General features: G+C 72.2%; 9 protein-coding genes. 1 reads left to right on the top strand and 8 read right to left on the bottom strand.

Features of this window, described 5'->3' with window-relative positions; genetic code table 11:
• Nucleotides 1-17: 17 nt before the first annotated feature.
• The 8 genes from tmk to bldG all read right to left on the bottom strand — a co-directional run bounded on the left by tmk (nt 18) and on the right by bldG (nt 13068).
• A complete protein-coding gene (gene tmk, locus OHA65_RS20980) occupies nt 18-3296 on the bottom strand; it encodes a dTMP kinase (protein WP_405762279.1) in 3279 nt (1092 codons plus the stop codon).
• A 168-nt stretch (nt 3297-3464) separates the two neighbouring features.
• Nucleotides 3465-6296, bottom strand: a complete 2832-nt coding sequence (gene topA, locus OHA65_RS20975) for a type I DNA topoisomerase (RefSeq protein ID WP_327284615.1) — start codon at nt 6294-6296, stop codon at nt 3465-3467.
• 279 nt (nt 6297-6575) lie between these two features.
• Complete coding sequence (locus OHA65_RS20970) at nt 6576-6773, bottom strand: hypothetical protein (protein WP_327284614.1); 198 nt, start codon at nt 6771-6773, stop codon at nt 6576-6578.
• Between the two features lie 222 nt (nt 6774-6995).
• Entirely contained in the window at nt 6996-8516 is a 1521-nt protein-coding gene (locus OHA65_RS20965; protein ID WP_328763312.1) for a class I SAM-dependent methyltransferase, read from the bottom strand.
• 215 nt (nt 8517-8731) lie between these two features.
• Nucleotides 8732-9295 carry a small secreted protein gene (locus OHA65_RS20960; protein ID WP_327284612.1) on the bottom strand — a complete coding sequence of 188 codons (564 nt, stop codon included), beginning with the start codon at nt 9293-9295 and terminating at the stop codon, nt 8732-8734.
• Between the two features lie 172 nt (nt 9296-9467).
• Nucleotides 9468-11876 (bottom strand): sodium-translocating pyrophosphatase, encoded by a 2409-nt coding sequence (locus tag OHA65_RS20955; protein ID WP_405762277.1) that lies wholly within the window; start codon nt 11874-11876, stop codon nt 9468-9470.
• A 285-nt stretch (nt 11877-12161) separates the two neighbouring features.
• Entirely contained in the window at nt 12162-12602 is a 441-nt protein-coding gene (locus OHA65_RS20950) for an ATP-binding protein (RefSeq protein ID WP_327284610.1), read from the bottom strand.
• A gap of 124 nt (nt 12603-12726) precedes the next feature.
• Entirely contained in the window at nt 12727-13068 is a 342-nt protein-coding gene (gene bldG, locus OHA65_RS20945; RefSeq protein WP_030152678.1) for an anti-sigma factor antagonist BldG, read from the bottom strand.
• Between the two features lie 81 nt (nt 13069-13149).
• On the opposite strand from bldG, the gene OHA65_RS20940 reads away from it, so the two are divergent.
• Entirely contained in the window at nt 13150-15606 is a 2457-nt protein-coding gene (locus OHA65_RS20940) for a DEAD/DEAH box helicase (RefSeq protein ID WP_371644325.1), read from the top strand.
• Nucleotides 15607-15771 lie beyond the last annotated feature (165 nt).

The raw sequence follows: 15771 nt of genomic DNA, 5'->3' as shown, positions 1-15771 counted from the left end.
GCCACTGACAATCCCCGTCAGCGGCGGCGCGGACCGCCCTCTTCGTCCTCGTCGTCCCGGCGCCGGCCGAGCAGCTCGTCCGCCAGGGTCGGCAGATCGTCCAGCGGGGTCTCCTCGGCCCAGGCGGGCCGCGGCCGGTCCGACCGCGTCGGCTGACCCTGCCGGTCCTGCCCGTCCTGACCGTCCTGTCGCTGCTGCCCGCCCGGGCGGCCGTCCTCGCCGAAGACGGGGAGCTCACGGGTCACGTCGTCGCCCGTATCCCGGAAGATGCCCGGCGGAACCCGGTCGGCCGGGCTTTCCTGCGGACGCCGGGCCGTCGGCCGCACGGCGGAGTGGGCCTGCCCGGACGGGGCCTGCCCGGCCGCAGGGGTCCTACGGGACGGCCGGACGGGCGGCAGGACCGCCGTCTCGTCGGTCGGACCGGCCGGCGGGACCGCCGGCAGCACCGAGGTCTCCGCCGCCGGGTCGATCTTCGGCACCGGCACCGTCTGCGTCACGTCGTCCGGCTGGACGACCCGCTTGGCCAGCGGGGTCTCCACCGTCACCGCGTCGTCCGGCAGCGGCTCCTTGGTCATCGCCACCTTGGGAGCCGGAGCTGCCGGTTCCGGAGCAGGCGCCGGAGCAGACTTCGGCTCGGGCACCGGAGCCGCGGCAGGAGCCGAAGCCGCCGCCGAAGCCGCAGAAGCCGCCGCGGCCTGGGCAGCCGCCGCAGCCGCCGAGGCCTCCGCCAGCCGGCGCGCCTCCTCGGCCCGCAGCAGGGCCTCCTCGGCCCGCCGCTGCTTCTCCAGCCGCCGCTCCTCGGCCTCGGCACGCAGCCGGGCCTCTTCCTCCGCCTGCTTGCGCAGCCGCTCCTGCTCGGCCGCGCGGGCCTTCTCCTCCGCCTCCAGGCGCAGCCGCTCGGCCTCGGCCCGGGCGCGGGCCTCCTCCTCGGCGCGCAGCCGCTCCTCCTCCGCCCTGCGGGCGGCTTCGGCCTCGGCCTTGATCCTGGCGGCCTCGGCCTCGGCCTTCAGCCGGGCTTCCTCCTCGGCCCGCAGCCGCTCTTCCTCGGCCTTGCGCGCCGCCTCTTCCTCGGCCCTGCGCCGGGCGTCCTCCTCGGCCTTGCGACGGGCTTCGACCTGAGCCGCCATCTCGGCCTCCGAGAGCGGAAGCATCCGGTCCAGGCGGTGGCGCACGACGGTGGTGACGGACTGCGGGTCCTGGCCGGCGTCGACCACCAGGTAGCGGCCGGGGTCGGCCGCGGCCAACGTCAGGAAGCCGGCCCGCACCCGCTGGTGGAACTCGGCGGGCTCCGACTCCAGCCGGTCCGGGGCCTCGGTGAACCGCTCGCGCGCCGTCTCCGGCGATACGTCGAGCAGCACGGTCAGGTTCGGGACGAGCCCGTCGGTGGCCCAGCGCGAGATCCGGGCGATCTCGGTCGGGGACAGGTCGCGGCCGGCGCCCTGGTAGGCCACCGAGGAGTCGATGTAGCGGTCGGAGATGACGACCGCGCCGCGCTCCAGGGCGGGCCGCACCACGGTATCCACGTGCTCCGCGCGGTCGGCGGCGTACAGCAGGGCCTCGGCACGGTTCGACAGCCCGGCCGAGGAGACGTCGAGCAGGATCGAGCGGAGCCGCTTGCCGACCGGCGTGGCCCCCGGCTCGCGGGTCACGACGACCTCGTGGCCCTTGCTCCGGATCCAGTCGGCCAGCGCCTCGACCTGGGTGGACTTGCCGGCGCCGTCGCCGCCCTCCAGGGCGATGAAGAACCCGGCGTCGGACGCGGCCTGCACCGGCTCCCCACCGCGCAGCGCATCGCGCAGGTCACGGCGCAGCGGTACGCCGCTGCGGTCGTCGGCCTTGGCAAGCACCACGACGGCTACGGGCAGCAGCAGGGCGCCGACCAGCATCAGGGTGAAGGCGGCCCCGCCGTGCGCGAACACGACGTCCCCGCCGGCCAGCCGGTGCGGGCCGATCGCCGCGGCCAGGACCGGGGCGAGGACGGCGCCGATGCCCACCGCCACCCGTACGACGGCCTGCAGGTGCTCGGTGACCCGGGCCCGGCGGAACTCCTCGGTCTCCTGGTCCAGCAGGGTGTGCCCGGTGTTGGCGGCCACGCCCGCGGCGGTGCCGGCGAGCAGCGACAGGAACAGCACGGTCGCCGTGTCCGGGACGAGCCCGGTCAGCAGCAGCGCCAGCCCGGCCACCGCGATCGACAGGGCGAGCAGCCGGCGCCGGGAGAGCGCGGGCACCACCTTGCCGGCCTGGTTGGCGCGGATCCCGACGGCGGTACCGCCAAGCAGCGCCAGGACGAGCAGGGCGAAGGTGGCGGGACCGCCGCCGAGGTCGAAGGCGTGCAGGACGGCCACGGCCGCGGCACTGGCCACGGCTCCGGCGACGGCGGCGCAGGCCAGGACGAGCAGCGGGATGGCTCCGGTACGGCCCTTCTCCGGCCGGTCTCCCACCTTGGGGGCCCGCAGGCCCTCCAGCGGGGACCGCGGGCGCGGGGTCTTCGTCGCGGGCAGCACCAGCGGGAGCAGCAGCGAGACGGACGCCGCGAAGAGGCCGGAGGCCACGTACGAGCCGAGGGCGGCCTGGTTCTCGGCGAACCAGTCCACGCCGAGGCCGAGGGCGTTGCCGACCAGGGTCGCGGCGAGCAGCACGGCAGCGGCGACGGGCATCGCGGCGAAGGTCGTCCGCAGGGTCAGCCGGCGCAGTGCGTCGAGGTGGTCCGGCAGCGGCCGTACGCTCGCCCCCTCCGGCGGCGGCGAGGGCAGCAGGGCGGGAGCCGCGCTGTCCTTGGCCAGGCTCCACAGCCGCTCGGCGACGCCGGATACGAAGACGGTCGCCAGCAGCGCGGTCAGCGCGTGGGCCGGGATCCAGTCGAGCCAGAGCGGCGCGACGACGAACAAGCCGAGCCGGACCCCGTCGGCGCCGATCATCGTCCAGCGGCGGTCCAGCTTGCCGCCGGCCTCCTTCGGCGCGAGGAGCTTGGCCAGCGGCCCGAGCAGCACGGCGCCGAAGAGCAGCGTGGCGAGGATCCGGACCCCGAAGACGGCGGCGACGGTGAAGGCCCAGCCCCGGTAGCCACCGCCGAAGGTCTCTTCGGAGACGGCCGTCTGGAAGGCCAGCAGCACCAGCACCAGCAGGGCGAGGGCATCGCCGATGCCGCTCACCAGCTGGGCGCTCCACAGCCGGCGCAGCCTCGGGGTGCGCAGCAGGGCGCGCACCGCACGCTCGCGGGAATCCGCGGCGAGGGCTTCGTCGTAGGTGGGGTTCGCGGGGGCGGTCACGACCGTTGGCTGCTCGGCTCGCGTCATCCGCCCAGCCTATCCGCTGCGCTTGGCGGGTGCGGAAGCCTGTGGACAAGCCCGGGTGTGACCCTGGACCCACCTTTTCCCGGGCCGGCGGGGCTGGATCGGCCGGTGCGGCGCGTCCAGCCCCGTCGGGGGGTTACATCCCTGTCGGGGTTACGTCCCCGTCGGGGGTTACTCTTCGGCGGCTGCCGGGGCGGCGGCCGTCTTCTTGGCCGTCGCCTTCTTGGCCACCGTCTTCTTGGCGGCCGTCTTCTTCGCTGTCGTCGTCTTCGCCGCGGTCTTCTTCGCGGCAGCCGTCTTCGTCGCCGTCGCCTTCTTCGCGGGCGCCTTCTTGGCCGTGGCCTTCTTCGCCGTCTTCTTGGCCGGGCCCTTCGCCCGCTTCTCCGCGAGCAGCTCGTAGCCCCGCTCGGGCGTGATCGTCTCGACGTCGTCGTCCCGCCGCAGCGTCGCGTTCGTCTCGCCGTCCGTCACGTACGGTCCGAAGCGGCCGTCCTTGACGACGACCGGCTTCTCGCTGACCGGGTCCGTGCCCAGCTCCTTCAGCGGCGGCTTGGCCGCCGCCCGACCGCGCTGCTTCGGCTGCGCGTAGATCGCGAGGGCCTCGTCCAGCGTGATCGTGAACAGCTGGTCCTCGGTCTCCAGCGACCGCGAGTCCGTGCCCTTCTTCAGGTACGGGCCGTAGCGGCCGTTCTGGGACGTGATCTCCACGCCCTCCGCGTCCGCGCCCACGACCCGGGGAAGGGACATCAGCTTCAGCGCGTCGTCCAGGGTCACGGTGTCGAGGGACATCGACTTGAACAGCGAGGCCGTCCGCGGCTTCACCGCGTTCTTGCCGGTCTTCGGCGTGCCCTCGGGCAGGATCTCCGTCACGTACGGCCCGTAGCGACCGTCCTTGGCGACGATTTCGTTCCCGCTCACCGGATCCTTGCCGAGCTCGAACTCGCCGCTCGGCTTCGCGAACAGCTCCTCCGCGTACCCGATCGTCAGCTCGTCGGGCGCCAGGTCGTCGGGCACGTCGGCCCGCTGGTGGCCCTCCGCGTCCTTCTCGCCGCGCTCGACGTACGGCCCGTAGCGACCGACACGCAGCACGATGCCCTCGCCCACGGGGAAGGAGGAGATCTCCCGGGCGTCGATCGCGCCGAGGTCCGTGACCAGCTCCTTCAGACCGCCGAGGTGGTCGCCGTCGGCCGGCACGACCTCCGACGCGTGCTCGGAGCCGAAGTAGAACCGCTTCAGCCACGGCACGGACTGGGCCTCGCCCCGCGCGATGCGGTCGAGGTCGTCCTCCATCTTGGCCGTGAAGTCGTAGTCGACGAGTCGCCCGAAGTGCGTCTCCAGCAGGTTGACCACGGCGAACGACAGGAAGGACGGCACGAGCGCCGTGCCCTTCTTGAAGACGTACCCGCGGTCCAGGATCGTGCCGATGATCGACGCGTACGTCGACGGGCGGCCGATCTCCCGCTCTTCCAGCTCCTTGACCAGCGAGGCCTCGGTGTAGCGGGCCGGCGGCTTGGTCGAGTGGCCGTCCGCCGTGATCTCCTCGGCCGACAGCGCGTCGCCCTCCGCGACCTGCGGCAGCCGCTTCTCGCGGTCGTCGAGCTCGGCGTTCGGGTCGTCCGCGCCCTCGACGTACGCCTTCATGAACCCGTGGAAGGTGATCGTCTTGCCGGAGGCGGTGAACTCGGCGTCCCGGCCGTCCGAAGCGCGGCCGCCGATCTTGACGGTGACCGAGTTGCCGGTCGCGTCCTTCATCTGGGAGGCGACGGTCCGCTTCCAGATGAGCTCGTACAGACGGAACTGGTCGCCGGTCAGACCGGTCTCGGCCGGGGTGCGGAAACGATCACCCGAGGGGCGGATCGCCTCGTGCGCCTCCTGCGCGTTCTTGACCTTGCCCGCGTAGACACGCGGCTTCTCCGGCAGGTAGTCGGCCCCGTAGAGCTGCGTGACCTGCGCCCGCGCTGCCGACACCGCGGTGTCGGAGAGCGTGGTGGAGTCGGTACGCATGTAGGTGATGAAGCCGTTCTCGTACAGCTTCTGCGCCACCTGCATCGTCGCCTTCGCGCCGAAGCCGAGCTTGCGCGAGGCCTCCTGCTGGAGCGTCGTCGTACGGAACGGAGCGTACGGGGAGCGGCGGTACGGCTTGGACTCGACCGAGCGGACGGCGAACGAGGTGTCCGCCAGCGCGGCGGCCAGCGCCCGGGCGTTCGCCTCGTCGAGGTGCAGGACCTCGCTCTTGAGCTGCCCGTTCGAGCCGAAGTCGCGACCCTGCGCGACGCGCTTGCCGTCCACCGTGTTCAGGCGGGCGACCAGCGTCGAGGGGTCGGAGGCGTCACCGGCGCGGCCGGTGGAGAAGGTTCCGGTGAGGTCCCAGTACTCGGCGGAGCGGAAGGCGATGCGCTCGCGCTCGCGCTCGACGACGAGACGGGTGGCCACCGACTGCACGCGGCCCGCCGACAGCTTCGGCATGACCTTCTTCCACAGGACCGGCGAGACCTCGTAGCCGTAGAGGCGGTCGAGGATGCGGCGGGTCTCCTGGGCGTCGACCATGCGCTGGTTCAGCTCGCGCGGGTTGGCGACGGCGTCGCGGATCGCGTCCTTGGTGATCTCGTGGAAGACCATCCGGTGGACGGGGACCTTGGGCTTGAGGACTTCCTGCAGGTGCCACGCGATGGCTTCGCCCTCGCGGTCCTCATCGGTGGCGAGGAAGAGTTCGTCGGACTCGGCCAGCAGGTCCTTGAGCTTGCGGACCTGCGCCTTCTTGTCCGCGTTGACGACGTAGATCGGCGCGAAGTCGTGCTCGACGTCCACGCCGAGACGGCGGACCTCGCCGGTGTACTTGTCGGGAACCTCGGCCGCGCCGCTCGGCAGGTCGCGGATGTGCCCGACGCTCGCCTCGACGACGTATCCCGGGCCGAGGTAGCCCTTGATGGTCTTCGCCTTGGCAGGGGACTCGACGATGACGAGTCGGCGGCCGCCCTTTGCGGTCTCGCTAGTCGGGGACAACTTGGCTCTTCTCTCCGGTCGGCACTCGGTCGCGGTACGGCGACGCTGCGGAGTGTGACGGTACAACCCGCCCCCGTGTCAAACGGCGGAAGCCCGCAACGGCCACTCGAACGGTAACCCGACAAGTGCCATTTCTGCCGCCCGGATACCGCGCCGGACCCGTCGCGATCACCGGGCCGAGTGGCCAGGGGGCCGTCTGGCCCCGCTCCCGCACCCACCTGACGTCCTGTTTCCGACCAAGATCCACACTGGTCGGCGCGCCGGTGAGCAGGCCCCGGGTCACGGGCGGGCGAGGCACCAGACGCCGAGCGCCAGGGACACTCCGGAGGCGAGCAGCGCCAGCGGAACGGCCACGACGGGGCGCACACCCTCGGCCACCGGCGCGCGGTGCAGGGTACGCGCCCCCGTCCAGCCCAGCAGAGCGGCTCCGAACAGCAGGAACACGGCCCCCGCGAAGATTGCCGGACCGCTCTCCATGCCGTTCCCCCCTTACCCTCGGGCCGCTCCAGGGGTCCCGTACGGATCCCCCCGGATCCCGTCTCCGACCCCTTGGCCGTCCCCCGTACGGGAGCCTGACAGCCGAGGGGAAACGGCGCGCGAACCCCGGGTTACATCACGGATCCGGCCACGGCCCGGCGGCCGCGGAAGGGGCGCCGCCGGGGCCGCCGACAGGGCCGCGGCGGCGCCGGCAGGGCACCGTCAGCTCTCGGTCGGCTCCAGGAATCCCTGCTCGACCAGCATCCGGATCGACTCCGGAGTCCGGTCCCGCAGGACCACCGGATCCTCCTGCACCAGGTGCGCGATCGCGTCCAGGATCCGGCCCGCCGTGAGTGAGCCGTCGCACACTCCCGCGAATCCCGCCCCGACCGTGTCGACCTTGGTCGCGCGACGCATCCCGCGGTTCTGGCGGAGCACCACGTGCTCCGGGTCCTCCGCGCCGGGCGCGCCGACCTGCTCCTGGACGACCTCCGCCGCCAGCACGAAGCGGGCCTCCAGCAGGGCCGCGTCGTCGTGGTCCCGCAGGTAGTCCTGCCGGGCGAAGTGGGCGACGACGGCGTCGCCCAGAGGCTGTTCCACCGAATGCGGCCACTCCTCGACCACGACCGACGGCTCCACTGCGTCGCTGCGGCGCAGCGTGATCCAGCCGAAGCCGACGGCCTTGGTCTTGCGGGCCTCGAACTCGTCCAGCCAGTCCTCGTACCGGCGGGTGTACTCGGCGGGGTCGGTGCGGTGGTCGCCCGCGTCGCGCAGCCAAAGTTCCGCGTACTGCGTCACGTCCTGCACGTCACGCTGCACGATCCACGCATCGCAGCCGCGCGGCACCCAGGAGCGGACCCGGTCGTGCCAGTCCTCGCCCTCCACGTGCTGCCAGTTGCCGAGGAACTGCGCGTACCCGCCCGGGTTGAGGTGCGTGCCGGCCTGCTGGACGAGGGTCCGGCACAGGTCGTCGCCGCCCATCCCGCCGTCGCGGTACGTCAGCCGGGCACCGGGAGAGATCACGAACGGCGGATTCGACACGATCAGGTCGTACGTGGACTCGCCGACCGGCTCGAACAGGGACCCGAGGAGCAGCTCGGCCTCCTGGGCGCCGGACAGCGCCAGGGTCAGACGGGTGAATTCCAGGGCCCGCGGGTTGACGTCGGTGGCGGTGACCCGGGTGGCGTGCCCGGCGGCGTGCAGGGCCTGGATGCCGGAGCCGGTGCCGAGGTCGAGGGCGGTCGCGACCGGGGTGCGGACGGTGATCCCGGCCAGCGTCGTGGAGGCTCCGCCGACCCCGAGGACCACGCCCTCCTCGCGGCTGCCGATCCCGCCGGCCCCGCCGACGGCGCAGCCGAGGTCGGAGACGATGAACCAGTCCTCGCCGTCGGGACCGCCGAACGGGCGCACGTCGACGGTGGCGTACACCGTGTCCTCGCCACCGGCGGCCTCCTCCCTGCGCAGCCAGCCGTCGGCCAGCGCGGCTTCGACGGGCAGCGCCTGCGCGGCGCGCGCGTACGGCTCCGACTGCTGGAGCAGGAACAGCCGGACCAGGCTCGCGAGCGGGCCGTCGCCACTGCCGCGCGTGGCGCGCAGGGCGGGGACCGTCTCGCTGCGGGCCAGCGCGGCGTAGGCGGGGGCGCCGAGCAGGTCGAGCAGGCCGTCGGCGGTGAAGCCGGCGGCGAGCAGGGCCGTGCGGAGCTCGGCGGCGCGGTCGGGCGTGGGAAGGCTGGTGGTACTCACCGGTCCATTGTGTCGGCTGACGCCGCAGAAGCGTGCGCCGCGCGGCCGGTGACCCGGTGACCCGGTATGCGCCGGGGCGGCGGGGCGCCCCGCACCCCGCCGCCCCGTTCCGCGTACCGCTGTGGCCGCTGTGGCTGTCGTGGCCCCTGTGGCCGTTGTGACGCCGCGACCGCCGTAGCCGCCGTGACCGCCGGCGACCGAGGCGGCCCGCTACCTCACTTCGCCGGCGACGGCGTCGTGACCTGGCAGCCCTTCTGGCCGTTCATCGCCTTGTCCAGGCCGCCCGTCTTGAGCGTGTTAAGCGCGTCCTTGCCGCCCTGGGTGGCCGCTTCGAGTCCGCCGGCCACCTCCTTGAGGCCCTCGGCGAACTTCGTCTGGTCCTTCGGGTCCAGGCCTTCCATCTTCGTCTTCAGGTCGGCGTAGCCCTTGGACGTCGCCGCGAAGCCCTTGACCGCCGCTTCCTGGGTCGTCTGGCCGTCCTTGACCGGAGGAACTCCCGCCCCCTGCAGGGCGTTCCCCATCGACTGGTACGCCCCGGACATGCTCCCGAACGCCGCCGAGTCGGTCGTCTGCACCTCGTCGGGCTTGCTGCTCTCGGTCGCCACCCGCTTGATGTCCGCGTTGGCGGTCTCGATCTTCTTCAGCTCGGGCTGCCACTTGTCGCAGACCTTCTTGGCCCAGGCGTTGGCCTTCTCGTCCCCGTCGTCACCGCCGCAGCCGGACAGCACGAGCATCAGTACCGCACCGCCGGACACCGCGGCCGCAAACTTCTTGTTCACCGGATTGGTCCCTTCGAAGGCTCTCGGCCCGGAAGATACACGTCCGCCATCCGGGCACGCAGAAAGGCGGACAGACGGCGCGTCAGTCCGCGCCGCCTGTCCGCCCTTCGGTCGTACCTACGAGTCCTCGGGCCGATGGGCCCTCCGGCCCCGCCCAGGGTCGCCCCTGAGGTCAGGAAACCACCGCGGGATCGGCCTGCTGGGAGACCCGCTCGGCGGACGCCCCCTCGCCCTCGTCCTCGTCCCCGACCGCGATGCCGCGGCGCTTGGAGATGTACACCGCGGTGATGATGACGGCGATGGCGAGGACCGCGACGATCGCACGGACGGTCGCGCTCGCGTCCGCGCCGTAGCTGAACTGCACGACCGCCGGGGCGATCAGCAGGGCCACCAGGTTCATGACCTTGAGCAGCGGGTTGATCGCGGGACCCGCCGTGTCCTTGAACGGGTCGCCGACCGTGTCGCCGATGACGGTCGCGGCGTGGGCCTCGCTGCCCTTGCCGCCGTGGTGGCCGTCCTCGACGAGCTTCTTCGCGTTGTCCCACGCACCACCGGAGTTGGCGAGGAAGACCGCCATCAGGGTGCCGGTTCCGATGGCGCCCGCGAGGAACGAGCCGAGCGCACCGACGCCGAGCGAGAACCCGACCGCGATCGGGGTCAGGACGGCGAGCAGGCCGGGCGTGGCGAGTTCGCGCAGCGCGTCCTTGGTGCAGATGTCCACGACGCGCCCGTACTCGGGCTTCTCGGAGTAGTCCATGATCCCGGGGTGCTCGCGGAACTGGCGGCGCACCTCGTAGACGACGGCGCCCGCGGAGCGGGAGACGGCGTTGATGGCGAGGCCGGAGAACAGGAACACGACCGCGGCGCCCAGGATCAGGCCGACGAGGTTGTTGGGCTGGGCGATGTCCAGGCTGAGGTTCATCTCGCCCGCCTTGGCCCCGACCTGCTTGATCGCGCCCGCGATGGCGTCGCTGTACGAGCCGAACAGCGCGGCCGCGGCGAGCACGGCGGTGGCGATCGCGATGCCCTTGGTGATGGCCTTGGTGGTGTTGCCGACGGCGTCCAGGTCGGTCAGGACCTGTGCACCGGCGCCCTCGACGTCGCCGGACATCTCGGCGATGCCCTGGGCGTTGTCGGAGACGGGCCCGAAGGTGTCCATGGCGACGATGACGCCGACGGTGGTGAGCAGACCGGTGCCGGCCAGGGCCACCGCGAAGAGCGCCAGCATGATCGACGTACCGCCGAGCAGGAACGCCCCGTACACGCCGAGGCCGATGAGCAGCGCCGTGTAGACGGCGGACTCCAGGCCGACGGAGATACCGGCGAGGACGACGGTGGCCGCGCCGGTCAGGGAGGACTTGCCGATGTCCCGGACGGGACGGCGGTTGGTCTCGGTGAAGTAGCCGGTCAGCTGCTGGATCAGGGCCGCGAGCAGGATGCCGATCGCGACGGCGACGAGGGCCAGGATGCGCGGGTCACCGGAGTGGTTGGTGATCGAGGCGTTCTCGACGCCGACGAGGTCCTTGTAGCTGGCCGGCAGGTAGGCGAAGACGGCGATGCCGACCAGGACCAGCGAGATCACGGCGGAGATGAAGAAGCCGCGGTTGATGGCGGTCATTCCGCTGCGGTCGGAACGGCGCGGGGAGACCGCGAAGATGCCGATCATGGCGGTGACGACGCCGATCGCGGGGACGATCAGCGGGAATGCCAGGCCCAGGTCGCCGAAGGCGGCCTTGCCGAGGATGAGCGCGGCCACGAGGGTGACGGCGTACGACTCGAAGAGGTCGGCCGCCATACCGGCGCAGTCGCCGACGTTGTCGCCCACATTGTCGGCGATGGTCGCGGCATTGCGCGGGTCGTCCTCCGGAATGCCCTGCTCGACCTTGCCGACCAGGTCGGCGCCGACGTCGGCGGCCTTGGTGAAGATGCCACCGCCGACGCGCATGAACATCGCGATCAGGGCGGCGCCGAGCCCGAAGCCCTCCAGGACCTTGGGGGCGTCGGCGGCGTAGACCAGGACGACGCAGGAGGCGCCGAGCAGGCCGAGGCCGACGGTGAACATGCCGACGACGCCACCGGTGCGGAAGGCGATCCGCATGGCCTTGTGGGAGACCTCGGTCAGGTCCTTGGCGGCCTCGCCCTCGGCCGGGGTGGCCTCGCGTGCTGCGGCGGCGACGCGGACGTTGGCGCGGACCGCGAGCCGCATGCCGATGTAGCCGGTGGCCGCCGAGAAGAGGGCGCCCACGAGGAAGAAGGCGGAACGTCCCGCCCGCTGCGTCCAGTCGTCGGCGGGGAGCAGGAAGAGCAGGAAGAACACGACGACGGCGAAGATCCCGAGGGTGCGCAACTGCCGGCCGAGGTAGGCGTTGGCGCCTTCCTGGACGGCGGCGGCGATTTCCTTCATGCTGTCGGTTCCCTCGTCGGCGGCGAGGACCTGGCGGACCAGGATCTGCGCGACGACGAGTGCGGCAAGTGCCACGGCCGCGATCACCATGACGATGAGCCGATTTCCATCGGTGAGTACTGCGGCTGCCAGATCGGAGTTCCCGATCGGCGCGTTGGGGGTGAAGAGCCCCGTCATTCGTCCTCCTTGACGTGATGAGCTCAAGATGTGGACGGATTGTAGGGAGCTCTTCCCGATCAAAACAGTACGCAGGAAACGGAATTGGCCTGCTCTTGCTCCTCAGCAATAGATCGCGTCACTCCATTACCCCCCGAAAGAAGTAATGGGACAAAGGCATTGACTGCCGATCAGCGATCTAGAAAATGCTGCACGGGTATGAAAAAAGGCCCTGCTCAGCAGGGCCTTGATTAAGATCGGAAAAGTCTCCGGACCGCGGTTTCGCGGGGCTGTGGGACCGCCGGACTACGGAAGATCGGGCGCGCCGGACACGGGCCAGCTCATCCGGATGGTCCCGCCTGCCTCCCCGCTCGTCACCTCGACGTCGTCGACGAGCCCGCTGATCACCGCGAGACCCATCTCGTCCTCGGTTTCGGTGTCCGGGTCCAGGGCGGCGTCCAAGCCGGGCACGGCGCCCTCCGGGCCGCCGGCCGGTCCGGGCACCTGGTCACCGACCTCGATGGAGAACAGCTTCTCCTCCTCGGTCAGGACCACCCGGACGGGCGCGGTCAGCCCGTTGCTGAGGTGCAGGCCGACGGCGCGCGAGCAGGCTTCGCCCACGGCGAGGCGGACCTCGTCGAGCACGGCTTCGTCCACGCCGGCCCGCCGCGCCACGGCCGCCGCGACGAGGCGGGCCGTCCGGACGTGTTCGGGCTGGGCGCTGAAGCGCAGTTCAACGGTGGCCATGCGCGTCCCCCTCGGACTACGGGCGTGCCTTACAGGGGCCCGGACCGCTTCGGCCCGCGCCCCCGCTCCTGCTCCTCTTCGGCTCCCCCCGCGGCGCCTCGCGGCGCCCCAGAGGGTGAGGCCGTCAGTCGGTGGCGGCGACGGCGTCTTCCACCGTCGTGTGGATCGGGAACACCTTCGTCAGACCGGTGATGCGGAAGATCTTCAGGATGCGCTCCTGGTTGCAGACCAGACGCAGCGAGCCCTCGTGCGCACGGACGCGCTTGAGACCTCCCACGAGCACACCAAGGCCGGTGGAGTCGAGGAAGTCCACTCGCTCCATGTCGACAACCAGGTGGTAGCTGCCGTCGTTCACCAACTCGACCAACTGCTCGCGCAGCTTGGGCGCGGTATACACATCAATCTCGCCACCGACCTCCACGACCGTGCGGTCGCCGACAGTGCGAGTCGACAGGGACAGGTCCACGGATCCTCCAGCACCTTGCTATCGAGCGGCGCCCCCCAGGGGCCTCCCCACCCGTAGGCAGGGGAGGGATTGGCTACCGCGATGGCATTCAATCACTTACCGGCAGGCGCGCACGACGCCTTCGGACCATTGTCCCGCACGCCGGTGACACACTCGGTTCCAATGGCCAATACTCACCGTCCCGGTCGGCCCACGGCACCCGAGGACCCACGACCCACTCCCGGCACGGTCCTGGACCGGCTCTCACGGGGGCCTTCCCGACCTGCGCGCATCACCCATACGGAGCACTTGCCCCCTCGGGAGGGCCGTCATGCAGTCTGGCCCGACCGCATCCGAACGGATGTCGTAGCGGCGATTCGGGCCTCGGGCATCGAACATCCGTGGGAACATCAGGCCACGGCCGCCGAGCACGCCCTGGACGGCGAGTCGGTGGTCGTCGCCACCGGCACCGCCTCGGGCAAGTCTCTGGCCTACCTCGCGCCCGTCCTCTCCGCCCTTGCGGACGGCGCCGAGGCCCCGAACGGCCGCGGCGCGACCGCGCTCTACCTGGCCCCGACCAAGGCCCTCGCGGCCGACCAGCGGCGCGCCGTGCGCTCGCTCGCCGCGCCCCTGGGCAACGCGGTCCGGCCCGCCGTATACGACGGCGACACGCCGGTGGAAGAACGCGAATGGGTGCGCCAGTACGCGAACTACGTCCTCACCAACCCCGACATGCTGCACCGGGGGATCCTGCCCGCCCATCCCCGCTGGTCCTCCTTCCTGCGCGCGCTGCGCTACGTGGTCATCGACGAGTGCCACACCTACCGGGGCGTATTCGGCTCCCACGTGGCCCAGGTGCTGCGCCGGCTACGGCGGCTGTGCGCCCGCTACGGCGCCGATCCGGTGTTCCTGCTGGCCTCCGCCACCGCGAGCGACCCGGCGGCCGCAGCGTCCCGGCTGACGGGCGTCCCGATCATCGAGGTCACCGACGACGCCTCTCCGCGCGGCGAGGTGGTCTTCGCCCTGTGGGAGCCGCCGCTGCTGACCGAGCTGCGGGGCGAGAAGGGCGCGCCGGTACGCCGCACCGCGACGGCCGAGACCGCCGAGCTGCTGGCCGACCTGGTCGTCCAGGGGGTCCGTACGGTCGCCTTCGTGCGCTCCCGACGCGGAGCGGAGCTGATCGCGGTGATCGCCCAGGAGCGGCTCGCCGAGGTGGACCGGTCCCTGCCCCGGCGGGTCGCGGCCTACCGGGGCGGCTACCTGCCCGAGGAGCGCCGGGCCCTGGAGCGGGCCCTGCACTCCGGCGAACTGCTCGGCCTGGCCGCCACCACCGCCCTGGAGCTCGGCGTGGACGTCTCTGGCCTGGACGCCGTCCTGATCACCGGGTATCCGGGCACCAGGGCCTCCCTGTGGCAGCAGGCGGGCCGGGCCGGGCGCTCGGGGCAGGGCGCCCTGGCCGTGCTGATCGCCCGCGACGACCCGCTCGACACGTACCTGGTCCACCATCCGGAGGCCCTGTTCCGCCAACCGGTGGAAGCCACGGTCCTGGACCCGGACAACCCGTACGTCCTGGCTCCGCACCTGTGCGCGGCCGCCGCCGAGATCCCCCTGACGGAGGCGGACCTCGCCCTGTTCGGCCCGGCGGCCGCAGAGCTGGTCCCGCAGCTGGTGGCGGCGAAACTGCTCAGGCGCCGGGCCACGGCCTGGCACTGGACCCGCCGGGAGCGGGCCTCGGACCTGACCGACATCCGCGGCGGGGGCGGCTCCCCCGTACAGATCGTCGAGGCGGCCACCGGGCGCCTGCTGGGCACCGTCGACGAGGCCGCGGCCCACACCGCCGTCCACGAGGGGGCCGTCCACCTCCACCAGGGCCGCACCTATCTGGTGAAGCGGCTGGACCTGGAGGATTCGGTCGCGCTGGTCGAGGAGGCCAGCCCGCCGTTCTCGACCACCGCCCGCGACACCACCTCCATCTCCGTCCTGGAGACCGAGACCGAGATCCCCTGGGGTCCGGCCCGGCTCTGCTTCGGCTCGGTCGAGGTGACCAACCAGGTCGTCTCGTACCTGCGCCGCAAATTGATCACCGGCGAGGTGCTCGGCGAAGCCAAGCTGGACCTGCCGCCCCGCACCCTGCGCACCCGTGCCGTGTGGTGGACCGTGACCGAGGACCAGCTCGACGAGGCCCGGATCAACCCGGAGATCCTCGGCGGGGCCCTGCACGCCGCCGAGCACGCCTCCATCGGCCTGCTCCCGCTGTTCGCCACCTGCGACCGCTGGGACATCGGCGGGGTCTCCGTCCCGCTGCATCCCGACACCCTCCTCCCCACCGTGTTCGTCTACGACGGCCACCCGGGTGGCGCCGGCTTCGCGGAGCGCGCCTTCCACACGGCCCGCGCCTGGCTGACGGCGACCCGCGACGCGATCGCCGCCTGCGAATGCGAGTCCGGATGCCCCTCCTGCATCCAGTCCCCCAAGTGCGGCAACGGCAACGACCCTCTCCACAAGCGCGGCGCGATCCGCCTCCTCACCCGCCTCCTCGCCCAGGCCCCACCACCCTGAGGGCCGACCGCCGGTCCGCAGCCGGGCCTGCCTGCGGCGGGCAGGACGCTCAGGGGCGCACCTGCGCGGGTCCGTGGACGGCAAGCGCCGGCGGTCACGGGCCGTTCAACGGGCGACAGGCCCCGGCGGGCCCGCCCAGGTCAGCCGAAGGCAGGCGGCGGCGCG

Source organism: Streptomyces sp. NBC_00045 (assembly GCF_045041095.1).
Taxonomy (GTDB): Bacteria; Actinomycetota; Actinomycetes; order Streptomycetales; family Streptomycetaceae; genus Streptomyces.
Note: the sequence above shows the minus strand (reverse complement) of the source record. Positions and strands in the feature narration are given on the sequence as shown.

Excerpts from the sequence above, each read along its gene's own strand:
- tmk (WP_405762279.1), bottom strand. The coding sequence starts at position 3,296 with ATGACGCGAGCCGAGCAGCCAACGGTCGTGACCGCCCCCGCGAACCCC.
- OHA65_RS20970 (WP_327284614.1), bottom strand. The coding sequence starts at position 6,773 with ATGGAGAGCGGTCCGGCAATCTTCGCGGGGGCCGTGTTCCTGCTGTTC.
- OHA65_RS20955 (WP_405762277.1), bottom strand. The coding sequence starts at position 11,876 with ATGACGGGGCTCTTCACCCCCAACGCGCCGATCGGGAACTCCGATCTG.
- OHA65_RS20950 (WP_327284610.1), bottom strand. The coding sequence starts at position 12,602 with ATGGCCACCGTTGAACTGCGCTTCAGCGCCCAGCCCGAACACGTCCGG.
- OHA65_RS20940 (WP_371644325.1), top strand. The coding sequence starts at position 13,150 with ATGGCATTCAATCACTTACCGGCAGGCGCGCACGACGCCTTCGGACCA.